This window comes from Candidatus Palauibacter sp., from assembly GCF_965222475.1.
In the GTDB taxonomy this organism is placed as follows: domain Bacteria; phylum Gemmatimonadota; class Gemmatimonadetes; order Palauibacterales; family Palauibacteraceae; genus Palauibacter.
The window spans coordinates 852484-875097 of sequence record NZ_CBDCUB010000001.1 but is presented as its reverse complement, the minus strand read 5'-3'; the positions used below and the strand labels follow the sequence as shown (position 1 = coordinate 875097).

Below are 22614 nucleotides of genomic sequence, written 5' to 3'. Positions count from 1 at the left end.
CGGCCGCTATGTCCCGCCCGGGATCACGCCGCTCTCAACCATCCTCCGAGCGATGGCGAGGTCCCCGGGCGTCGTGATCTTCAGGTTCGACGGATCGCCCTCGACCGTAGCCACGTCGATCCCGAGAAGTTCGCACAGCATCGCGTCGTCCGTGAGGCTGGCCGCGTCGTGCTCCGCCCACGCGGCCCCGTCCCCGAGCGCGTGGGTCCGCGCCAGCACCTCACGGGGGAACCCCTGCGGCGTCTGCACCCGCCGGAGGTCTTCGCGCGGGACCGTCTCCGCGACCCGTCCCCGGCCATCGACCCGCTTCACCGTGTCCTCGATCCCGATCACGGGAATGACCGGACCGCGCCCCGCCGATCCGATGACGCGGGAGATGAGAGCGGCCGAGGGGAAGGGCCGGGCTCCGTCGTGCACGAGGACGACATCGATCTCCTCCGCCAGGGCGCCGACGCCGGCCCGAACCGAATCGGCCCGGGCCACGCCGCCCGGCACGACCGTCACCCCTTCCGGAAGCCACGCGGGCGGTGCCGCCGCCCGCGCCGGCGACAGCACGACGACGACCCGCTCCACCTCCGGGTGCGCCGCGAACGCCCGCACCGACCACGCGAGCACGGGCGCGCCGCCCAGCTCCACGAACTGTTTGGGTCGCCCGTCCCCGAACCGCCGGCCCCGTCCCGCCGCGACGATGACCGCCCCGACCCGCACTAGTCGGGTTCCGCGCGCCTGGACACGGATTCGAACGCCGTGAAGGCCTTGTGGAAGTAGAGATCCACGCTCCCGGTCGGCCCGTTGCGCTGCTTCCCGACGATGAGTTCGGCCTTCCCCGCCAGCCCCTTCTCCTCGATCTCCTCGGGCTTGCGATGCATCTCCTCCCGGAAGATGAAGAGGACCACGTCGGCGTCCTGCTCGATGGCTCCCGATTCGCGCAGGTCCGAGAGCCGCGGGCGGTTCCCCTCGCGCTGTTCCGGCGCCCGCGACAGCTGCGAGAGCGCGAGCAGGGGCACGCCGACCTCCTTAGCGATCCCCTTGAGGGAACGGGAGATGGCGCTGATCTCCTGCTGTCGATTCTCGGCCCTGTCTCCTCCCGACATGAGCTGCATGTAGTCGAGCACGACGAGTCCCACGCCGGCCTCGGCGTGCAGCCGCCGAATCTTCGCCCGAAGCTCGATGGGCGAGATCCCCGGGGTGTCGTCGATCCAGATCGGGGCCGTATTCAGGTGTCCCGCCCCGCGCGCCAGCCGCGTGAAATCGTCCGTCGACAGGCGCCCGGTCCTCACGCGGCTCGAATCCACCTTCGACTCGGCGCACAGCATCCGCTGGACGAGCGACTCGCGCGACATCTCGAGCGAGAAGATCGCGACCGGCACATCTTCGTCGATCGCGGTGTGCTGGGCGATGTTCAGGGCGAGCGCCGTCTTCCCCATCGAGGGACGGCCCGCGAGGACGATGAGGTCGGCCGGCTGGAAGCCCGCCGTCATCCGGTCCAGCTCCGGGAACCCGGTCGGAACACCCGTGATCGAGCCCGGATTCCGCGTCAATTCATCGATCCGGTCCATCGTCGAGCGAAGGATTTCCTTGATGCGGGCGAAGCCGCCGCGTTCCTCGGCCTGCGCGATCTCGAAGACCTTCTGCTCGGCCCGGTCGAGCGTCTCGTCGACCTCGCCCGAGGGCGCCTCGTACGCCTCCTGGATGATCTCGGTGGCGCTGGAGATGAGGCGCCGGAGAACGGACTTGTCGCGCAGAATGCGGCAGTGATAGGCGACGTTGGCGGCGGTGGGCACCGCATCCACGAGCCTCGCCAGGTAGGCCATGCCGCCGACGGCCTCGAGTTCCCCCGCCGTCTTCAGTTCGTCCGAGAGTGTGACTGCGTCGATCACGTCGCCGCGGCCGTAGAGCCGCACCATGGCGCGGAAGATCCGTCGATTCCCTTCGCGGTGGAACCCGGCGTCGTTGACGAGTTCGAGCGCCACGGCGACGGCGTCGGCGTCGATCAGCATGGCTCCGAGGACCGAAAGCTCGGCCTCTTCGGACCAGGGGGCCCGACGTCCGCCGATGGACTCGCTCGGGAGGCTGAGTGCGGTATCAGCCAAGGCGTACCTCACTCTCGTCGGCGCCGTCGAGCATGCGGCGCACCTTCTGCAGGTCCTCCCAGGTCGGCCGGATCCAGCCCGGGTTCCTGAGGAGCGCCGCCGGGTGATACGTGACGATGACGGGATATCCCGCATACCGGTGTGCGCGCCCCCTCAGCCGGCCCAGCGCCGACTTCGTCTCGAGCAGGGTGCGCGCCGCGAAGGCACCGAACGCGACGATCACGTCGGGTTGGATGAGCGCGAGCTGCCGCACGAGATACGGCGCGCAGGCGGCGACTTCCTCGGGGAGCGGGTCGCGGTTCCGCGGCGGACGGGACTTCAGGACGTTGCAGATGTAGACCGACGTTCGGGGGAGACCGATCGACATCAGGAGCCGGTCGAGCAGGCTGCCGGCCCGACCCACGAAGGGACGTCCCGTCTCGTCCTCGCGGGCGCCGGGGGCCTCCCCCACGCACACGACGCGGGCCTCCGCCGCCCCCTCGCCGAACACGGCGTTCTTGCGGGTCGCGTGCAGCGGGCACCGGGAACAGCTCGCCACGAGCCGCGCCAGCCCCTCCAGGTCCGGCGCCTCCGCGATCCGTGCGTTCGTGACCTCCACCGCGGCGCCGCCGCCGGGGGCAACGGAGCCTCGCGTCGGAGCGGTCCGTCCCGCGGACGCCAGCCGCCGCACGACCTCATCTCGCGTGGCGTGTTCGAGCATGAGCACGTTCCCCTCGGCGGACAGCGTCTGCGCCAGGAACGTCCGGGCGCGCGCCCGGGCCTCCGCTGCCGGCCGGCTCACGCCTCCGCCGCCGCGATCGAAGCCTCGATCCGGTCCAGGAGCTGGTCCGCCAATTCGGTCTTGTTCGCCAGCGGCAATTCCTCCGACACCCCCGCCCGATCGATGAGCGTGATGCGGTTCGTCGCGGACTCGAAGCCCGCATCCGGCTCGAGGGCCGAATTGACCGCCACGAGCTGCATCCCCTTGCGCTCCAGCTTCTCCCGGCCGCGGGCAGGAAGGTCGTCCGTCTCGAGCGCGAAGCCGAGCGTGAAGATACGCTTCTCGGCGCGGAGTGCGCGGGTCTCCATCAACAGGTCCGGTCCCTCACGCAGGGTGAGATCGAGCCCCCCATCCGTCTTCCTGATCTTGGAGGCGGCTTCCGCGGCCGGCTCGAAATCACCCACGGCCGCAGCCATGAGAAGAATCTCGGCGTCCGTCAACGCGGTCTCCAGCGCGGCCAGCATCTCCCGGGTCGTCTCGACCTCCACCAGCCGCGGGCCGGGGGGACGCGGCGCGGCGCCGGGCCCGCTGATCAGCGTCACATCGCCCCCTCGCCGCCACGCCGCCTCGGCGAGCGCGAACCCCATGCGGCCGGAGGAACGGTTCGAGATGAAACGCACCGGATCGAGCGCGGCCCGCGTCGGACCCGCCGTCGCCACCACCTTGCGCCCCCGGAGCCCCTTCGCGGACTCCAGCTCCCGCGCGATCGCCGGCACGATCCGTTCGGGTTCGAGGAGGCGCCCCGGCCCGCTCTCTCTTTCGGCGAGCGGCCCGTCGGCCGGACCCGCGATCGTGCAGCCGAACTCGACCAGCCGCCCCACGTTCGCGCGGGTCGCCGGGTGCTCCCACATGCGCGTATTCATCGCGGGACAGACGATCACGGGGCCGCGCGCGGCCAGCACGGTCGCCGTCGCCAGATCGTCGGCGGCGCCGGCGGCGAGCCTGGAGATGAGGTCGGCGCTGGCCGGCGCGATGACGACGACGTCCGCTTCGCGCCCGAGGTCCAGGTGCGCCATCGGCCGGTCCCACAGTGACGTGTTCGCGCGCCGGCCCGTGATGCCTTCGAACGTCACCCGACCGACGAAACGCTCCGCCGATTCCGTCAGGATGACGTCAACGGCGGCGCCCCCTTCGATCAGCCGGCGCGCGAGAACCGCGCTCTTGTAGGCGGCGATCCCGCCGGAGACGACAAGGAGGACGCGACGACCGTCAAAGGGTCGCACGGTCGATCCCGCAGCCGGCTAGCGGGTGAAGGACGAGCGCGTTCGGACCAGCCGGTACTGCAGCTTCTTCTCTCCCGACGTCAGCGCCTCGGCCGCGACCGTCGTGAGCTTGTTCGCCCCGTACGGCGAACTCTCGAGCGGAAGCGCATTGAGCTCGCGCGCATACTTCGCGGCCACGAGCACGCCCAGATACTTGTTCGAAGCCGCCTCCGCGACGGCGTCCGGTGTGAACACCTTCATTCTAGCTCTCCGTCATCCTCTCCATCGTCCCATCGAGATCGCGCCCCCGAACCGGCGGCGCGCACTCCTGACTCCTGAACCTACCACTCGCCTCGAATCCGATCCAACTCCCGAACGATCCGCGCCACGTACTCGCGGTCCGCAGCCCCGAGGCGCCCCGCCGGGCCGCGGTGCGTGGCCACGACGGACGACACCGCCGCCACGGCGTCCTCGATCCGGTCGTTGACGACGAGGTAGTCGAACTCCGCCGCCGCCTCCAGTTCGGCGCGGGCTCCCGCAAGCCGCCGTTCCAGTTGCGCCGGCGTTTCGCTCCCCCGGCCCCGGAGCTGCCGGACGATGCGGTCGGCGGTCGGCGGCACGATGAAGATCGAGACGGCCTCCGGCGCGGCCCGACGGACCTGCCGTGCCCCCTGCACGTCGATGTCGAGCAGGAGGCGCGCCCCGGCCTCCCGGGCCCGGTCCAGGTTGTCCCGCGGGGTCCCGTACCGTTCGCCGTGGACGGCGGCGTGCTCGAGCAGCGCCCCGTCCTTCGCGAGGGCTTCGAAATCGGCGTGCGAGACGAACCGGTAGTCGACGCCTTCCCGCTCCCCCGGGCGCGGCGACCGTGTCGTCATCGAGACCGAGAACAGGTACGGGGATCCGGGTTCGTCGAGGAGGCGGTCGCGTAGCGTCGTCTTCCCCGCGCCGGAGGGTCCCGCGAGGATGACCGGGAATGGAGCGGGCGGCGCGGCGAGCGGAGGACCGCTCACTCGACGTTCTCCACCTGCTCCCGGAGCTTCTCTATCTCGTTCTTCGCTTCGACGACGAGCCGGGAGATGCCCGGATCGTTCGCCTTGGCGCCCAACGTATTGACCTCGCGCTGCAGCTCCTGAACGAGGAAGCCGAGGCGTTTCCCCACCGGTTCATCGATAGGGGCCTCGAGGAATTCCTCGAACGCCTCCAGGTGGGATCGGGCGCGCACGAGTTCCTCGCCGACGTCCCAGCGGTCCGCGATGAGCGCGATTTCCCGCGTCAGGCGATCCTCGTCGAGCCCCTTCCCCGCCAACTCCGTCACGGCGGCCTGGAGGCGTGTCCGTTCGCGCTCCAGCCGCTGCGGCGCGAGTTCCGCGGCCCCGTCGACCGCGCGCCGGATCCCGGCCAGGCGCTCGCGGAGATCGACCGCGAGCCGCGCACCTTCGCGGTCCCGCATGGCGACGAGGTCATCCAGCGCCTCCGCCGCCGCCTGCTTCAGCCCGTCGGGATCCGGCGCGAACTCGACCCCCTCGGCGCCTCCCCTCGCGAACAGCCCCCCGACGTGGAGGAGCGAGGCCACGTCGGGCTCCCCGGCGACCCCGAACTCGTCCCGGAGGCGCGCGCAGGCGTCGAGCACCTCCCGCACGCGCGTCGCGTCCAGAGCCCGTCCCTCCTCCGCCGGCCCCGTCTCCACGCGCACGAAGAGGTCGAGCCGGCCGCGCCCGGCCCGGGATTGCGCCAGCTCCCGCAGTTCGCCCTCACACCGTTCGGCGCCCGGGGGGGCCTTCACCACCACCTTGAGGCCGCGCGAATTCACCGACCGCGCCTCGACCGTGACCGTCCCCTCCGCCCCGGTCACCGTGGACGCCCCGTAACCCGTCATGCTCCGGATCAATTGAAGAACTCCCACCGAAGTCCGAACACGTTGACCTGCACGGGGAACAGAGTACCGGGGAAATCCCCCACGTCTCCCGCGCCCAGATTGCCGAAGTGCCAGAAGAACCGAAAGTCGCCGATCTTGAACATCAACTTCCCGCCCATCCAGCTGTCCGACTCCAGCATCACCGGATCCTCCAACCCCGTTCCGGGCACGAGGCGCGCGCCCCGGCGGTCGATGAACAGGGAGACCCAGATCGTGAGGTTCTCCTCGAAGAAGGAATCGTGCAGAAAGAACTCCGTGCGGAACAGCCGGTCGGGCAGGAAGAGCGACGCGGCGCCATCGGAGGTGAACTTCCGCCACGATGCCCGAAGGCGGATGGGTGCGAGGCCCCGGATCAGGACGCCCAGAGGGACGACCGGGCCCTCGAAGCGGGCCTCGAGCGAGGTGACGTCCACCTCGCCCGAGTCGGCGACCACGAGCCGGTCGAAGGGCGCGCCGAAGCCGAACTGCCGGTCCAGCCGCTGCTGCGAGTAGCGGCCCGAGAGGTCGAACGGCCCGATCGTGAACGCGGCCGAGGCCCCGCGGGCGTTGAAGCGGACGCTGTCCGCCGCGACCAGTTCGAGATCCTCGAGGCTGTCCGCCACCATGGGATGCCCGGGGAACCCGACGCCCCGGGTGCCTCCCGCCGCGAAGGCCCGCAGCGCGACGGGAAACAACAACGTGTCCCGGAAGGCCAGCCCGCCGCGCCACGACTCGGTCGCGAACTCGTTCCAGCTCGCGAGTTCGGCCCCGGCCTCGAGGGCGAGCGGTCCGATCGGCTGCCAGGCGGCCAGGTCCGCGACCCGCGAGGCGTAGGCATCCCGGCCGGCGAAGCGCAGCCCGAGCGAAACCGCCCCCGCGCCGGGCCGGGCGGAGAGCCGCAACCCGACGCCATCCGCGCCTTGCCGGGGCGCGGGGATGCTGTCCGGCAGCCGCGGAATCACCTCGTTGAAGCTGGTCGTGTGTCCGTAGGCCTCGAGTTGCGCGCGGTCACCCAAATTTGCGCGCGTGCGGAGGACGACCTCCTTCCGCCTGATCTCCATCGTGTCGAGCGCGAACCGGTTCGCGCTCTCGGTCCGGTACTCCAGCTGCACCCCGAAGTTGTTCGAGCGCGGCATCCAGGAGAGGCGTCCCTGCGCCCCGAAGCGGTCCCTCTCGGCGTCGCGCTCGTTGATGTCCTGGCGTGCGAACGACACTTCGACGTTGACGGCGCTGCCCAGCCGGTTGGCGAACACGGCGTCGAGGATCTCCGTTCTGGGATCCCCGGTCCCGCCCCCGATCCTCGAGTAGGCCTGCACCCCGTCGTGGCGGATGAGATCCACATCGATCACCAGACCATCGGCGCCGCGATAGACCCGCACCCGATCCACGTAGTTCAGCGAGACGCGCCGAAGGTCGGTCTGCCCGCGCTCGAGCGAGGGAACTTCGCGGCCGTCCACGTAGAGCGTCACGAAGCCGGGGCCGAAGGCGCCGTCGAAGGCGTGGTGCGGTCCCGCGAAGTAACCACCGCGAAGGCCCGTCATCCCCGGCACGTATTCGAGCAGAAGCTCGAGCAGGGAGAACGCCGGCGAGGCGTGGACGCACTCGCGGTCGCAGTCGAAGACCTCGTGGCCGGGACCCCGAAGCGCCGTCAGCCGCTCCGGGAACTGCGGCGCCCGGGGCGGCGTCGTGTCGGCAAACGCTTCGAGAACCGAGTCGGGCGGGACCTCCAGCGAGTCCGGCGGCGGCGGCGGCGGATCCTGACCGCGCGCCGGGGCCACGCCTCCGACCACGAGCAGGAGAGCGGCACAGCCGCCCGCGAGCGGTCGGTTCACCCTCGTCCGTGGGAGCGCAGCCACTCGTGCACGAGCCGGACGGCGACCCCGGTGGCGCCCTTCGGCTGCCAGCCGCGCGCCTCCTCCGCCCAAGCCGTGCCGGCGATGTCGAGGTGCGCCCAGCGCACGTCGTCCGCCACGAACTCGCGCAGGAACCACCCCGCGGTGATCGTGCCGCCCCCGCGCCCGCCGATGTTCTTGATGTCGGCGATGTGGGAGTCGAGTTGGGCGCGATATTCCTTCCACAGCGGCAGGGGCCAGGTGCGCTCCCCCGTCCGTTCGCCCGCCGCGGCGAGTTCGTCCGCGAGACCGTCGCTCGCCGTGAGCACGGCCACCGCGTGATGCCCGAGCGCGATGACGCAGGCGCCCGTGAGCGTAGCCATGTCGATGATCGCCGCCGGGTCGAGCCGCTGGGCGTAGGTCAGCGCATCGGAGAGGATGAGGCGGCCTTCGGCGTCGGTGTTGATGATCTCGATCGACTTCCCGGACAGTCCGCGCACGACATCGCCCGGCTTCACGGCATTCCCCGACGGGAGGTTCTCCGTCGCGGGCACGAGGCCGATCACGCGCTGCGGGATGTCGAGGCGCGCCGCCGCCGTCAGGATGCCGAGAACCGCCGCCGCCCCCGCCATGTCGTACTTCATGTCCTCCATGCCGGAGGCCGGTTTCAGCGAGATCCCGCCCGCGTCGAAGGTCACGCCCTTGCCGACGACCACGAAGGGGGCTCCGCCGCTGCCCTCATGCTCCATCTCGATGAAGCAGGGTTCCTCGACCGACCCGCGGGATACCGCGAGCAGCGCGCCGAACCCCTCCTCCTCCAGCCGGTCCCTGCCGCGGACCTCGGTGCGAAAACCGTGCTCGCGGCCGAGCCGTTCCGCCGTCTCGGCGAGGTAGCGCGGGGTCACCGTGTTTCCGGGCAGCGTCACGAGTTCGCGCGTCACGTTCTGCGCCTCGGCGAGGATACAGCCGCGGCGCACCGCCGCCGGCGCCTCGGCCGGTACCGAAGCTGTCGCAAAGAGGACGCGCGTCTCGGGCGGCGCGGTCCGGCCCTTCGCGTCACGCAAGCCGTCGTAGCGCCAGTCCCCGAGGGAGAGGCCCTCCGCGGAGGCCTGCCACACGGCCGCATCCGCCCCTTCCGGCACCCGGAACCCGACCGAACCGAAGCCGCGCGCGCGCGCGGCGCGCACCCCGGCGCCCGCCGCTCTTCGACAGGATTCGGCGACCGGCCGCTCTCCGGCGGAGAGCCGCGCGATGAAGACATCCGGCGAATCCGGCGCGCCCAGCCGGACCCACGCCGAGGCCTCCCCGGAATGCCCGCGGCCCTCGAGCCACCGCGCGGCCGCCTCCTCCCACGACTCTCCGGTCGAGGCCGCGTCGTCGAACCACGGGACGACGAACGCCTCGACCTCTCTTTCGACCGGTATCCCGGACCTGATCTCCACCACCCTCAGCCTCGTTTCGGCAGTGTGCGTGTCAACGAAAGAAGCGGACCCGGCAGCCCTCAAAGCCCCGTGGCCCGCTTCCGTTTGCGACCGTCGACGCCCGGCGCCGTAGCGCCCGGGCCCCTCTGGCGACACCGGCCTCCCGTGGCGAGCGTCCAGCCACGAGGTGCCGGCTCAGCGATCCTCTATCGGCACCCAGGTAAGGTCCATCTCCCCCACATACTCCGCTCGGGGCCGGATGAGCCGGTTGTCGCCGTGCTGCTCCATGACGTGGGCCGTCCAGCCGCCCATGCGCCCCATCGCGAACAGAGGCGTGTAGAGGTCGATCGGAATCCCGAGGGCGTAGTACACCGTGGCGCAGTAGAAGTCCACGTTCGGGTTGATGCCCTTCTGCGCGATCATCTGATCCTCGAGTTCGCGCGACATCTCGTAGAACTCCCCGAGCCCCGCCTGGTTCGTGAGGACGCGGGACATCTCGCGCAGGTGCGTCGCGCGGGGATCCTCCGTCCTGTAGACCCGGTGCCCGAAGCCCATGATCTTCCGCTTCTCCGCGAAGGCCTTCCCGAGCCACGGCCCCACGTTCTCCAGGCTGCCGATCTCGAGCAGCGTGTGCATCGCCCTCGCGTTGGCGCCACCGTGCAGCGAGCCCTTGAGCGCACCCACCCCGCCCGTTACCGCCGAGTGCATGTCACCCAGCGTTGCGGCGATCACGCGGCAGGCGAACGTCGACGCGTTGAACCCGTGGTCCAGGTAGAGGAGCAGCGTGCGGTCGAGGGCCTCGACCGCCTCTTCCGTGCCCGGTTCCCCGTTCGCCATGCGTACGAAGTCGGCGGAAAGCGAGAGCGCCGGGTCCGGCGCCAGCGGCTCCTTGCCCTGCCGGATGCGGTGGATCGCCGCGATCATGGTGGGCGTCCGGGCCACGAGCCGCTCCGCTTTCCGGCGGTTCGCCTCGGCGGAGTTGTCCTCGGCGTCGGGATCGTGCATCCCCTCGAGCGAGATCCCGGTGCGTAGCGCCGACATCGGCACCGCGTCCCCGGGGAGCGTCCTCAGCCCATCGAGGGTCCTCGGGTCCAATGCGCGCAGCCCGGCCAGCCTCGCCTCGAACGCATCGAGTTCCGGGCGGGTGGGCAGCCGCCCGTTCCAGAGCAGGAACACGCTCTCGATGAACGAGGCGTTCGGCGCGAGTTCATGGATGTTGTAGCCCCGATAGACGAGCACACCCTCGAGGCCGTCGATGAAGCTGAGTGAAGTTTGCGAGGCGACGACGCCTTCTAGCCCTTTCCCGGCGGCGGCGGTCATTCTGTCACGAGGCCTTTCGGTATCGGAGGAGGTCGATCTTGCTCCGGTCGGCGGCGAGAACTCGCCCGGCCGGCGGTGGCAGGAGTCCTGTCGCGGATCGCTGACACGGGAATCGTGGCGAGCCGCTAGCGGATGGCAGGATCGAGTTTCGCCTTCTTGAAATGTTCCTTGAGGTCGTCAAGGCTGAGCTGTTCGAACGAACCCTGCGGGAGCCGGAGCCGCCTCTGGGTCTGGAACGGGTCCGAGAAGCAGACGAAGACGACCGCTTCCAGATTGTCCGGCGGCGCCTGCTCGTCCGGGTCCGGCCAGAAAACCTCGCGTGAAGCGAGCCACGCTTTCCACCGGCGCCCATCGTCGTCCTGGAAAGTCTTCGTCATGTCTACCTCGGGAGGCTCGGAATACCCCGAACCGGAGCGGGAAACGGAGGGTATCGGGCCTCGATTGGCTCAAGTTGCAGCATAGGAAGATAGTGTTTGATCACGAGATCGGGAAGAAGGTCGAGGCTCGGAGCGGCCCGCAGGGGCTGCACGGCCCGATCATCCCGGCGGTTTGTCTCCACCCGGTCGATCCAGCTCCCGGAGCCGGCATCCGAACGCGAAACCGCCGCCCATGAGGAGACCCACGAGCGATCCCAGCAGAAGAGTCACGAGAACGTAGTAGAGTGTAATGTTCATGTCGTCACTATGCCGGATTCAAGCGCCGATGTCCAGATCCGGCCGCACGAGGTCCCGGATCGGGTGCTACCCGGTTCGGTGCAACCGCGAGAGTACGCGGCGCTGGAAGCTGATGCGATCCATCACCCGGTCCACGATCCTCTGCGCGATCGCGCGCGAGTGGCCCTGCGCGGCGAGGTCCCGGTATGCGATCGGCCGCCCGATATAGATAGACAGCCGCTGCCCGATCCGGGGGAGGCGCGTGCCGATGGGCAGGATGCGATCCATGCCGTCGATCGTGACGGGAATCACGGCGGGTCCCGTTTGAAGGATGACCATCCCGGCGCCCGGCCGCCCCCGACCGACCCGGCCATCGCGCGACCGGGTGCCTTCGGGAAAGAGCATCATCGTACCCTCGCGGAGCACCCGCGCGGACCGAAGCAGGACCCTGGGATCGTGCCGTCCCTGCCGCACGGGGATGCACTTGAACTGGTGGAATATCCACGCCAGGAGCGGGCTCTTGAAGAAATTCTCCGCCGCGGCGGCGTTCCACGGCGCGATATGGGGCCTGAAGGCCTTCTCCGGGTAGAAGAGGAAGTAGGCGATCGGAAAGGAGTCGATCATCGACTGATGGTTCGCGAGAAGCAGGGTATTGCGGGCGTGGAGAAGGCGTCGGCGCCCGTAGACCCGGGTCCGGTTGAGCAGACCGAAGAGGAGGAACACGCAGGGGGGCGCGACGACATTCGTGATGATCCACCGGGTGACCGGCGTCGACCACCGGGTGATCGGGCCCGGGGTGTATCCCCCTGGCGGCGCACCCCTTCGGGTCGGGTCCTCGCGATGGCTCATCGAAGGAGAGTAGGTTTCCGTATGGAAGACCGGAAGGCCAAGCGGTCGATAACGTTCCGGATCGCCGGGAACCGGAGTCGGACCCCGTGCGCGTAGCGGATCTCGCCATCATCGGCGCGGGGCCGACGGGCCTCGAGGCCGCGGCCGGGGCCGCGCGCGCCGGCCTCTCCGCGGTGGTGCTCGAGGCCGGGGCCGTCGCGCAGCACGTGCACACCTGGCGGTGGGTGCGCCTCTTCTCGCCGTTCGAACTCAACGCGGGCCCGGCGGGGCTGGGGCTGCTCCGCGGCCGGGGCGTTCGGCTGCCGGCGCCGGAGGCGATTCTCACGGGCGAGGAGCTCCGGACGCGGTATCTGCTGCCGCTGGCCGCGGCCGTGCGATCGAGCATCGAGATCCGGGAGGGGGCGCGCGTCCGGGATGTCGCGCGGGCCGACCGGCTGAAGGGCGAGGCGCTCGGATCCGTCGCCCGGGCCGATCGGCCCTTCCGGCTGCTCGTGGAGGAGAACGGCGCCGAGACCGAGGTGTTCGCGCGGGCCGTCTTCGATTGCTCCGGAACCTGGGGCCAGCCCGGCTGGGCCGGCCCGGGCGGCGCGCCGGCACGGGGTGAGCGCGCCGCGCGACGGGCGATCGAGTACCACCTGCCGGACCCGCTCGGGGCGCAGCGCGATCGCTACGCGGGGCGGCGGACGCTGCTCCTCGGCGCCGGCCACTCCGCGGCCACGACGGCGGTCGCGCTGGCCGCCCTCGCCCGCGTGATCCCGGGCACGCGGTTCACCTGGGCCTCCCGTCGCGTCTCGGACGTCCCGTTGCGGCCGATCGACGAGGACCCGCTCCCGGAGCGCGCGGAACTCACGCGCCGGGCCAACGCCGTCGCCGTCGGGGCCGCCCCCCGGCTGCGCGTGGCTCCCCGCGGCCAGGCTCCTCGCCGCCAAGCGAACCTCCGGGCAGGGAGTTCGACGTCGAACTGGAGGTCGCCGGGACCGTGCGGCACGACCACTTCGACCGCATCGTGGCCAGCGTCGGCTATGAGCCCGACGACCGGCTGTACCGGCAACTCCAGATCCACACCTGCTACGCCTCCCTCGGTCCGATGGGCGTCTCGGCGGCCCTCCGTGCGGCGCGGGGCGACGGGCCGGCCGACTGCCTGATCGCCGAGGACGCGCTCGGACCCGAAGCGCTGCTCAGCCCCGAACCCGGCTTCTTCATCCTCGGCGCCAAGAGCTTCGGCAAGAACTCCGCGTTCCTCATGCGGACCGGGTACGAACAGGTGGCGGACGCCTTCTCCCTGCTGGACCTGCGCGCGAGCCCCGCGGCCCGCTCGGCCTCCGGCGGCTGACGCGCCGTTCCCGGCCCGCCCCCGCACTCACATCCGCCTTGTACGCGGGCCCGCTCCCGCCTTCGCGCGGCGTCCAGCGCGGCCCGAGGACGTCCGTCGCCTTGCAGTCGATACAGTTCGGGGCGTTCACGACCAGGCGGTCGCCGTCCCGCTCGTAGACCCTCGGCGGGACACAGGCTCTCATAGAGATCCGCCATCTCCGGGGACACGCGCGTGCCGACCACGAGGTGTGAGGGGATATCGTCGCGCGTTGCGTTGCCGGAGCGGAAGACCGCGTCGACCTTCGCCACCGAGTGCGCCCCATCGTACGCCCCCGCGAGCCCCAGCCGTTTCGCGCGCGGCTCGTCCGCGTCGGAGCGGCTCCCGATGCGCCGCCCCGGGAACGTCCCCCCCGTCGCCTGCATGAGTCCCGCCCGGACCCCCCCCGCGAAGAACCCCGACTTGAAGGCGAGCCGCTGGTTCCGGTTCCGGTAGACGGCGTCCGTCACGAGGCTCTCTCTCAGGGCGGCGTCGTACGAGGACAGCCGGGCGCCCGACACATCGTCGGCGGCCAGCGCGCGGCCGATCGCCTCCGCCGCGAGGATACCCGAGCGCATCGCGTATTGGATGCCCTTGAGCGAGGCGACATCGACCAGACCCGCGGCGTCTCCCGCGATGAGCAGCCCATCGCTGCTCAGCCGGTCCGGGATCGCGTAATACCCGCCCTCCGGGATCGTCTTCGCTCCCCACTCCACCAGCTCGCCGCCCGCGAGGATCTGCCGCAACAGGGGATGGCGCTTGAAGCGCTGCAGGAGGGCGTGCACGTCGAGGTCGACGTAGGGCGCGTCCAACCCCACGACGAGCCCGAGGGAGACGAGGTTCTCGCCCATGGGATAGATGAAGCTGCCCCCGAAGGCGTCGCGCGGGAGCGGCCAGCCGAGGGTGTGCGTCACGGCGCCGGGCGGCCGCGGCACCTCCCACAGTTCCTTGACCCCGAGGGCGAAGATCTGCGGGTTGGCGGACCCGATCCCCTCCCGCTCCAGCCACGCCTGGCTCAGCGGCCCGCGCGTCCCCCTCCGCGAGGACCGTGACGCGGGCCGACAGGTCCGTGGCCGGCATGAACCCGCCGCCCGGATTCCCTTCCCGGTCGAGGCCCGCGGGGGTCGTCCGAACCCCCACGACCTGCCCCCCGCGCATGAGCATCGCGTCCGCCGGGAAACCGGTGAACACGTTGACCCCCAACGCCTCCGCCCGCGCGCCCAGCCAGCGGACGATCTCGCAGATCGAAGCCACGTGATGGCCGTGGTTCCGCATCGTGGGCGGCGTGGGCAGCCGGACCTTCCCGCGTTCGGTCAGGAGCAGGACCCGATCGCCGCGTACGGGCCCTCGAAAGGGAAATTCGGATTCCTCGAGGTCCGGAAACAGCGTTCGGAAGCCTTCCGGATTCACGACCGCCCCGGAGAGGCAGTGTTCCCCGAGTTCGCCCGACTTCTCGAGCACCCCGATCTCGACATCGGCCAGGGGCCCGCCCTCGGCCCGGTCGCGCGCCGCCAGCCGGGCGAGCCGGATCGCCCCCGCCAGACCCGCCGGCCCCCCGCCCACGAAGAGGACATCGAGCGGCACGGCCTCCTCGTCGGGCTCCCCCTCGACGATGAAGCGGTCGTGCGGCAATGGCGGCTGCTCAGACGACGGGATCAGGGATTCCACGGACCGGCCTCTCCTTCCGGGTCAGGCGCGCCGCAAGATGCCCCTCGTCCCGTGGGGCCGCCACAAGTCGGGGTGGAAGAGCAGCAGGACGGTGAACAGCTCGAGCCGCCCCGCCCCGGGCCGATGTTCGCGATGCTCGCCGCGGAGGTACTCGGGGTCGGCGTCGACGACGGTCACGTCCTGCCCCTGCTTCGACAGCTTCGCAGCCAGGTGGAATCCGACTTGGCCTGCCCCGACGATGACGATGCGCATGGGTCCGCTCGCCGCTCAGCCGTTCAGCGGTCCTGCGTCGTCTCCGGCGCGTTCCGCTCGGCGCAGCCCGCTAGTTCTCACTGGCGATCACCGCCCGCTCGATGTGGTCGAGGAGCGGGAAATCCGCCTCCAGGTAGGCGTTGCCCTCCTCCTGGATCCTTCCCTGGCCCGGGCCGTTGCCGTTCGGCGCTCCCTCGCCGTAGCCGGCGTAGAGCGCGTCGACGACCTCCATCCCCTCGACGACCTCGCCGATGGCCGAGAAACTTATCTCGTCGAGCCGCGAGTTATCGCCGAAGTTGATGAAGAGTTGCGTGCTGCGCGTGTCCGGACCGGCCATGGCGAAGCTCACCCGCCCGCGCGTGTTCCCCATCACGACGGGATCGTCGAGGATGTTCGCCGAGCGCCAGGCGCCCTGGATCTCCGGGTCTCCCGTTGATCCCGAACTGCGCCATGAAGCCGTCGATGACGCGGAAGAAACGCACCTCGTGGAAGAAGCCGTTCCGGACGAGGTTGTAGAAGCGGTCCACCCCGTTCGGGGACCAGGCGCGGTGCGCCTCGACGACGAACGTCCCCTTCGAAGTCTCGAATCGGGCCCGGAACGTCTCCGGCGCCGTCATGTTCAGCTCGGCCGAAGCCGGCTCCCCCAGCGATTCGCTCACTTCCGCATCTCCTGTCGCAACCACCCAGAGCCACCAGACACCCGAGGAATCGCAAGGCTATCCTTGACCGACACGACCGTGTCATCTCGACCCCCATGAGACCCCCATCGGATTGTGTTCGCGTGTTTCGTAGCCGCATGCGTCCGGCCGGGCAAGGGCCCGACCGCCGTCAGATCCGGCGTGCCACGATGTAACGATACGCGACCGGAATGGCCACGAGCACGAACAACGTACTCGAGATCAGCCCCCCGATGGTGGCGAGCGCGAGGGCGTTCCAGATGTTCTGGTCCTGCGAGGACGCGAAGAGGACGAGGGGGAGGAGACCGAACACCGTCGTCAGCGTCGTCATGAGGATGGGGCGGACCCGCTCCAGCGTCCCCTGGACGATCGCGTCCATCGTGGGCAGACGTTCCCTGAGGGCCCCGATGTGATAGACCACGAGGATGGCGTTGTTCACGACGATCCCGCCCATCATGATCGTGCCGATGAACGCGGTGTCCGTGAACGTCGCGTCGGTGTAGAAGAAGATCAGGAACACGCCGATGAGGGCGAACGGGAGCGAGAAGAGCACGACGAAGGGGGCCGCGAGCGACTCGAACAGCCCCGCCGTCACCATGTAGATGAGCAGGATCGAGAACGCGAGGACGAGCCACATCTGGGTCGTCTCCTCCGTCGTCCAGCCACCGTAGCGGGACTTCTCGATCCGGTACCCGGGCGGGAGTTCCATCGCGTTGATGACCTCGTCCCGGACCAGGTCCCCGAGTTTGGGCGGGCCCCGGAACTCCCACGCGACGGTGCGCTGGTACTGCTGGTCCTCGCGCAGGATGCTCGCCATTACATCCCTGCGCCCGACGTTCGCTACGCCGGCGAGGCGCACCTCTTCTTCGGCCTCCACGGGCACGCGCAGGTCGCTGAGGTCGAAGAAGTCGAAGTCCCGATAGCCATCCAGCTTGACGGCGAACTGCACCTCCTCGCCGCCCACGCGGATTCGACTTCTCTGCGGCTGGCCCTGAATATTGGCCGCCACATAGTCGAGCAACTCCGATACCGAGATGTTGTACGCCGCCAGTTCATCCCGGTTCGGCTCGACGAAGTACTCGAACTCCTTGTCCCGAGTGAACCAACTGCCGCTCGCGTTCGGATCCACATCGCGGATCCGCGAGAAGCGGGTCAGTCGCGAGGCCAGCTCCTCCGCGATCTCCTGGACCGTCAGGTAGCTGTAGCCGAGGACCTGGATGCTGTAGTTGGGCGGACTGGACCCGCCACCGTAGAAGCTGGGGCCGAACCCGTACACGCGCACGTCCACGCCCGAGAAGCCGTAACTGTAGGCCACCATCTGGTCCTTGATGGCCACCGGCACGGAGGTCAGCTCCAGTTCGTCCGGGAACCACGCATTGATGAGGGCAAAGTTCGCCTGGACCTGCGCGTCGTAGCGCTCGACTTCGTCCAGCGTGGCCAGCTTCGCCTCGAACGAGCGCGCGAGTTCGTCCGTGCGGTCCAATCCGGCTCCGCGCGGGAACTCGATGATGATCCGGATGTAGGTGTCCCGTCCGCCGAAGCCGCTCCACCTCGTGCCCTTGCTGACGTGGGTGTCGAACAGATACCAGCTCCCTCCGAGGCTCCCGAGGCACACCAGCGCGACGATGGCGGGGTGCCGGAGCCCGAAGCCGAGCAGGGCCCGATATCCCCGGATATAGAAGGGCTCGGCACCCGGAGCGGCCGTCCGGGGGGCCACCGGGGTGCGTCGGGCACCCCCCATTCGGGTCACCCTCGCCGCGAGCGCCGGCACGAAGGTGAACGCGACGAACAGGCTGGCGATGATCGAGAAGCCGACCGCGTAGGAGAGCGGCAGGTAGTAGACCCGCAGTTCCCCCTGGAGGAACAGGAACGGGACGAGCACGATCGCGGTCGTCATCGTCGCCGCGATGACGGGGAGCACGACCTGACGCGCCCCCCGGCTCGCGGCCTTCGGCGGGGACGCCCCGCCGCGCCGGTGTCGTTCGACGTTCTCGAGCACGACGATGCCGTTGTCGACGACGAGGCCGAAGCCCCACGCGAGTCCCGCCAGCGTGAGCAGGTTGAGCGAGAAGCCCCCCAGATAGAGGAAATTCACCGCGATGAGCACGCTGAACCCGATCGTGGCGAACACGACGAGCACGGCCCCGAGCGAGCGCAGGAAGAGCATGAGCACGAGGAAGATCACGAGGGCGGCCGCGATGGCGCGGAGCCGGAGGTCCGTGATCTGCTCGCGGATGTTGTCGCTCTGGTCTCGCCGGAGTTCGATATGCGTGCCGGCGGGCAGAGTCTCCGCGATTTCGGCCATCTCGGCCTTCACGCGCTCGGCCACGCGAATCACGTTCGTCCCCGACTGCCGATAGACCCCCAGCGTAATCGTTGGCTGGCCGTTGATGCGCCAGAAGGAATACGGGTCTTCCGTCTGGTCGCGGACCTGGCCCAGGTCGCCGACGCGGACCGGGCCATCGGGGCGCGAGAGGACGATCATGTCCTCGATGTCGGACACCTCGATCGCCCGCGTGCGCACCGAGATCGCGAGCTGACGCCCGTCGAGTTCCACGGATCCGGGGGCTCTCGGCGTAGACAGCTCCTGGATCCGTCCCCGGACCAGCTCGGGCCGCAGGCCGAGCGCCTCCAGCCGGCCGCGGTCGAGTTCGATCGCGATCTCCCGGCGCTCGGCACCCCGCACCTGTACCGCCGACACGCCGGGCAGCCCCCGGAGCGCGGCCGCGATCTCCTCGTCGGCGATCTCCCCGAGTCGCGAGAAGGTATACGGCCCGGTCAGCGAGAAGCTGAGGAGTTCCTCCGACTCCTCGGCGAACTCCTGCGGCACGTACGGCGATATGTCCGGAACCACGCCTTCCGGGAGTTCGTCCCGGATCGAGTTGATCCGCTCGCCGAGGGCGAGCCGGGCGAACTCCATGCGCGTCTCGCGCTCGAACTCGACGTCGATACGCGCACTGGAGCCGGTCCCGCGCCGATCGGCGGAGGACTCCGATACGACGCGTTCCACCCCCCCGACCTGCTGGATGACCGTCTCGAGCGGCGCGGTGACGAACGCCTCGAGGGCTTCGGGCGAGGCCCCGGACCATGTGGCGGTGATCGTGAGGCGCGGGAACTCGACGTCCGGGACGTCCTCCACCGGGATGAGGCGGAAGCTCCACACGCCGAGCGCGAAGAGGGCGACGTAGATCGCGGCCGTGGCCACGGGCCGGCGGATCGCAAGATCGATCATGGCTCGACGCTCCCCCGGGCCATGCCCGGCGCGGCGGGTCCGGGACGCCCGCCCAACGGGTATCCCGATCTCGGTTCGGTCGCGGCCGGAGCCCGGCCGGTGGGCCGCGGCCCGGGTTCCGGATCGACGGACACCGAAGGCTCGACCATGAGCGAGTACACGACCGGCACGACGATCAGCGTGAGGAAGGTCGCCGAGATGAGCCCGCCGATGACCGCCACGGCCAGCGGGGCGCGCAGGTCGGCGCCGGCCCCGAGACCGGCCGCGAGCGGCAGAAGGCCGACGACCGTGGTGATCGTCGTCATCACGATCGGGCGCAGCCGGAGCCGGCCCGCTTCGAGGATGGCCTCCCGCTTGGGCAGGCCCGCCCGTCGCCGCTGGTTGATGAAGTCGACCTTGATGATCGCGTCGTTCACCACGATGCCGATGAGGATCACGAGTCCGATTCCGCTCATGGCGTTGAGCCCGCCGCCCGCGAGCCACAATGCGGTCACGGCCCCGATGCCGGCCAGAGGCACCGCCGTGAGGACGACGAGCGGCTGGACGAGCGACTCGAACTGCGCCGCCATGATGAGGAACACGAGGGCGAGGGCGAGCCCGAACGCGAAGGTGAGCGACCGGAAGCTGTTCTGCATCTCCTCGTTCTCCCCGCCCACCCGTACCGTCGTGAGCGCGGGTCGCGGGATGTCGGCGATCTCGGCCTCGACCTCCTGCACGGCCGCGCGCAGCCCGCCTACGGCGACATCGGCCAGCACCTGGATCGTGCGGTTCTGGTCCTCCCGGCGGATCTCGACGGGCCCGAACCCCTGCCGGACCGTGACGAGCTCACCGATCGGGACGCCCTCCAACCGTAGCGCGAGGACGTTCGCGAGTTCCCGCCGCGCCGTCTCCGGGATGGTGACCCGGATATCGACCTTGTCGGCGAACACGGAGTAGGCGTTGGCCGTCTCCGAGCCCCGCAGGTAGTCCTCGATCGCCTGCGCCACGGACGTCACCGTGATCTGGTGCCGCGACGCGACCTCGCGGTTGACCTCGATCACCAGTTCCGGCTGGGTACGCAGGAAATCCAGGCGCACGTCGGCGAGCACCCCTACGCCCTCCAGCCTCGTCTCGATCGCCGCGGCCACCGGGACGAGATCCTCCAGCTCCCCACCCTGCACCTTGACCGCGAGGTCCGCCTCGCCGATCGCCAGCGCCCGGCCGAGCGAGGTCGCCCGCCCCGTCTCGATCGACACGAAGGCCGGATCGAAGCCGCTCTCCGCCAGCCGCCGCCGCAACTCGGCGATCACCTCCGGCGTGGGTCGCTCGGATCCGGCCAACTGGACATCGAGGGCCGCGTTGTTCAGTCCCGTCAGGTCCCGCGCCGCAAGCTCGCTTCCACGGCTCCGGCCTACCCGGGTGAAGACGCCCGACACGACATCCATGTCGAGGAGGATGCGCTCCATGTCCCCGGCCGCCTCGTCCGTCGTGCGGATCGGAGTCCCCTGGGGAAGGTTTATCTCGACCCAGAACTGCCGCTCGTCCACGCGCGGCATGAGTTCGCGCGGCAATGTGCCGGCGATCGCGTACGCGCCGGCGAGGGCGGCCGCGGCGATGGCGAGGATCGCCAGGCGGTGCCCCAGGGCCCACTCGAGCGTCCGCTCGTAGCGCGCGGCGAAGCGGAGGAAACCCCGCTCGAAAGCGCGCAGGAAGGGGCCGAACAGCCACGCCAGGAGCCTCCCGGCCGCCGTCGCGAGGTCGACGATGGTGAGCCGGACCGAACGCACGACGTACACGATCCCGCGCCCCACCCCGCGCCCGCTCGCGGCCATGCCGTTCCGGACCGCGCGGGCGCACCGGCGCACGAAGCCCGCCCGCGCGCTCTCCGGCGCCTCGGGCCGCCGCTCCGGGGCCGACATTTCGCCCCAGTAGCGCGCCTCGCCCGCTCCCGCTCGCCGTCGCGCCACCTGCGCGGCCAGCACGGGCAGGAGCGTCAGGGCGACGAGCAGCGAGGCGAGGAGCGAGAACGTCACCGCGAGCGAAAGATCGCCGAACAGGGCGCCCGCCACCCCTTCCACGTAGAGCACCGGCCCGAACACGGCGATCGTGGTCAGCGTCGACGCCGTGATCGCCGCCGCGACCTCCCGGGCTCCGCGCGCGGCGGATTTCCGCGCTCCCTCCCCGGACTCCTCGCGGTGCCGGAAGATGTTCTCCAGCACGACGATCGAGTTGTCGACCAGGAGCCCGACGCCCAGCGCGAGGCCGCCGAGCGACATGATGTTGAGGCTCACGTCGAACGCGTAGCAGAGGGCGAACGCCGCCATCACCGAGATCGGGATCGCGAGGCCGATGGCGAGCGGGTATCTGGGGTCGCGCAGGAACAGGAAGAGCACGAGGAAGGCGAGGGCGCCGCCGAACAGGAGGGCGGTGACGACGTTCGAGATCGCATCCCGAATGAAGGCCGCCTGGCTGGAGGCGATCTCGATCGAGATCTCCGGGAACTCCTCGCGCAGCTGGTCCAGCGTCTCGCGCACCGCGTCGGCCACGCGGACCGTGTTCGTCCCCGCCTCCTTGAACACCTGGAGTCCGATCGCCGACGCTCCGTTGAAGCGCGCGATCGTCTCCAGATCGGCGATCGTATCGACCACCGTGGCGACGTCCGCGAGGACCACCGGACGTCCGGTCGCGCGTTCCGGCCGCTGGATCACCACTTCGAGGAGTTCGTCCACCTCCCGGAACTGGCCCAGCGTGCGCAGGCTGTACTCGAAGCGCCCGCGTCGGATCGTGCCTCCGGGGGCGTTGTAGTTCGCCTGGTCGAGCGCGGCCGATATCTGCGCGAGCGAGACCTCGTGCACGTCGAGGTACTCGGGATCCACGATGACCCGCAGCTCGCGCTCGGGCCCGCCCGTCAGCCCCGCCAGCGACACCCCGTCGAGCTGCTCGAGCCGACGCTTGAACACGACCTCCGAGAGGTCGCGCAGGCTGCGCAGATCTGCCCCGCTCACCGCGAGCGTCATGATCGGATCGCTGGTCGGGTCCGATCTCAGGATCGTGGGGCGATCCGCCCCATCGGGAAGGTTCTCCGACAGGTTGTCCAGGTTCTCGCGGGTGTGAAGGGTCGCGAACTCCATGTCCGTGCCCCAGCCGAACTCGAGCTGGACGAGCGACTGCCCCTCCCGCGAGCGCGAGGAGATGCCCCGCGCCCCCGGGACCGAATACAGCGACTGCTCGATGGGTTCCGTGACCCAGCGCTCGACCTCGGCGGGCCCCGCGTCCGAATACGTCGTCCACACCGACAGCGTCGGGAAGGCGACATCGGGGAGGAGGTCGATCGGGAGCCGGAGGAACGACACCACGCCGACCACCGCGATGCCCACGTAGAGCATCGCCGTGGCCACGGGCCGTCGGAGCGACAGGTCGGGGAGCGCCAA

19 protein-coding genes and 1 pseudogene are annotated in these 22614 nt (G+C 70.2%); 1 reads left to right on the top strand and 19 read right to left on the bottom strand.

The features are described 5' to 3' along the window. Positions 1-6: 6 nt before the first annotated feature. From ispD to ACOQPP_RS03715, 12 genes are all read right to left on the bottom strand, one after another. On the bottom strand, positions 7-708 hold the full coding sequence (gene ispD, locus ACOQPP_RS03770; RefSeq protein ID WP_419166577.1) for a 2-C-methyl-D-erythritol 4-phosphate cytidylyltransferase: 702 nt from the start codon (positions 706-708) through the stop codon (positions 7-9). After that, positions 708-2093 (bottom strand): replicative DNA helicase, encoded by a 1386-nt coding sequence (gene dnaB, locus ACOQPP_RS03765; RefSeq protein WP_420635898.1) that lies wholly within the window; start codon positions 2091-2093, stop codon positions 708-710. Before dnaB ends, ispD begins: the two co-directional genes overlap by 1 nt. Continuing rightward, the gene (locus tag ACOQPP_RS03760) at positions 2086-2874 is read right to left on the bottom strand and encodes a uracil-DNA glycosylase (RefSeq protein WP_419166579.1); all 789 of its coding nucleotides are present in this window, start codon (positions 2872-2874) and stop codon (positions 2086-2088) included. The genes dnaB and ACOQPP_RS03760 overlap by 8 nt, the downstream gene beginning before the upstream one ends. Beyond that, the gene (gene coaBC / locus ACOQPP_RS03755; protein ID WP_420635897.1) at positions 2871-4076 is read right to left on the bottom strand and encodes a bifunctional phosphopantothenoylcysteine decarboxylase/phosphopantothenate--cysteine ligase CoaBC; all 1206 of its coding nucleotides are present in this window, start codon (positions 4074-4076) and stop codon (positions 2871-2873) included. Before coaBC ends, ACOQPP_RS03760 begins: the two co-directional genes overlap by 4 nt. Positions 4077-4094: 18 nt before the next feature. Further along, the gene (locus ACOQPP_RS03750) at positions 4095-4316 is read right to left on the bottom strand and encodes a DNA-directed RNA polymerase subunit omega (RefSeq protein ID WP_419166581.1); all 222 of its coding nucleotides are present in this window, start codon (positions 4314-4316) and stop codon (positions 4095-4097) included. Between the two features lie 80 nt (positions 4317-4396). Next, positions 4397-5065 (bottom strand): guanylate kinase, encoded by a 669-nt coding sequence (gmk, locus tag ACOQPP_RS03745; RefSeq protein ID WP_419166582.1) that lies wholly within the window; start codon positions 5063-5065, stop codon positions 4397-4399. Continuing rightward, positions 5062-5943 carry a YicC/YloC family endoribonuclease gene (locus tag ACOQPP_RS03740; protein WP_419166583.1) on the bottom strand — a complete coding sequence of 294 codons (882 nt, stop codon included), beginning with the start codon at positions 5941-5943 and terminating at the stop codon, positions 5062-5064. Before ACOQPP_RS03740 ends, gmk begins: the two co-directional genes overlap by 4 nt. After that, positions 5940-7781, bottom strand: a complete 1842-nt coding sequence (locus tag ACOQPP_RS03735; RefSeq protein WP_420635896.1) for a TonB-dependent receptor plug domain-containing protein — start codon at positions 7779-7781, stop codon at positions 5940-5942. The genes ACOQPP_RS03740 and ACOQPP_RS03735 overlap by 4 nt, the downstream gene beginning before the upstream one ends. Further along, the gene (locus ACOQPP_RS03730; RefSeq protein ID WP_419166585.1) at positions 7778-9226 is read right to left on the bottom strand and encodes a leucyl aminopeptidase; all 1449 of its coding nucleotides are present in this window, start codon (positions 9224-9226) and stop codon (positions 7778-7780) included. The genes ACOQPP_RS03735 and ACOQPP_RS03730 overlap by 4 nt, the downstream gene beginning before the upstream one ends. A 171-nt stretch (positions 9227-9397) precedes the next feature. Beyond that, positions 9398-10522, bottom strand: a complete 1125-nt coding sequence (locus tag ACOQPP_RS03725; RefSeq protein WP_419166586.1) for a citrate/2-methylcitrate synthase — start codon at positions 10520-10522, stop codon at positions 9398-9400. A gap of 125 nt (positions 10523-10647) precedes the next feature. Beyond that, positions 10648-10899, bottom strand: coding sequence for a hypothetical protein (locus ACOQPP_RS03720; protein WP_419166587.1), 252 nt, complete (start codon positions 10897-10899; stop codon positions 10648-10650). A 363-nt stretch (positions 10900-11262) separates the two neighbouring features. After that, positions 11263-12024 (bottom strand): lysophospholipid acyltransferase family protein, encoded by a 762-nt coding sequence (locus tag ACOQPP_RS03715; protein ID WP_419166589.1) that lies wholly within the window; start codon positions 12022-12024, stop codon positions 11263-11265. Positions 12025-12110: 86 nt separating this feature from the next. Between ACOQPP_RS03715 and ACOQPP_RS03710 the strand changes: the two genes are divergently transcribed. Further along, entirely contained in the window at positions 12111-13169 is a 1059-nt protein-coding gene (locus ACOQPP_RS03710; protein WP_420635895.1) for a hypothetical protein, read from the top strand. Between the two features lie 96 nt (positions 13170-13265). On the opposite strand, the gene ACOQPP_RS03705 is transcribed toward ACOQPP_RS03710, so the two are convergent. From ACOQPP_RS03705 to ACOQPP_RS03675, 7 genes and pseudogenes are all read right to left on the bottom strand, one after another. Continuing rightward, on the bottom strand, positions 13266-13541 hold the full coding sequence (locus tag ACOQPP_RS03705; protein ID WP_420635894.1) for a 4Fe-4S dicluster domain-containing protein: 276 nt from the start codon (positions 13539-13541) through the stop codon (positions 13266-13268). Between the two features lie 538 nt (positions 13542-14079). Then, positions 14080-14343: pseudogene (locus tag ACOQPP_RS03700) on the bottom strand (electron transfer flavoprotein-ubiquinone oxidoreductase); the annotation flags it as partial. Between the two features lie 721 nt (positions 14344-15064). After that, positions 15065-15295: an NAD-binding protein gene (locus ACOQPP_RS03695; RefSeq protein WP_420635893.1), complete on the bottom strand. Its 231-nt coding sequence runs from the start codon at positions 15293-15295 to the stop codon at positions 15065-15067. Positions 15296-15365: 70 nt separating this feature from the next. After that, the gene (locus tag ACOQPP_RS03690; RefSeq protein ID WP_420635892.1) at positions 15366-15632 is read right to left on the bottom strand and encodes a peptidylprolyl isomerase; all 267 of its coding nucleotides are present in this window, start codon (positions 15630-15632) and stop codon (positions 15366-15368) included. Further along, positions 15580-15954: a peptidylprolyl isomerase gene (locus tag ACOQPP_RS03685; RefSeq protein WP_420635891.1), complete on the bottom strand. Its 375-nt coding sequence runs from the start codon at positions 15952-15954 to the stop codon at positions 15580-15582. The genes ACOQPP_RS03690 and ACOQPP_RS03685 overlap by 53 nt, the downstream gene beginning before the upstream one ends. 169 nt (positions 15955-16123) lie before the next feature. Continuing rightward, entirely contained in the window at positions 16124-19204 is a 3081-nt protein-coding gene (locus tag ACOQPP_RS03680) for an efflux RND transporter permease subunit (protein WP_419166593.1), read from the bottom strand. Continuing rightward, entirely contained in the window at positions 19201-22614 is a 3414-nt protein-coding gene (locus ACOQPP_RS03675; protein ID WP_420635890.1) for an efflux RND transporter permease subunit, read from the bottom strand. Before ACOQPP_RS03675 ends, ACOQPP_RS03680 begins: the two co-directional genes overlap by 4 nt.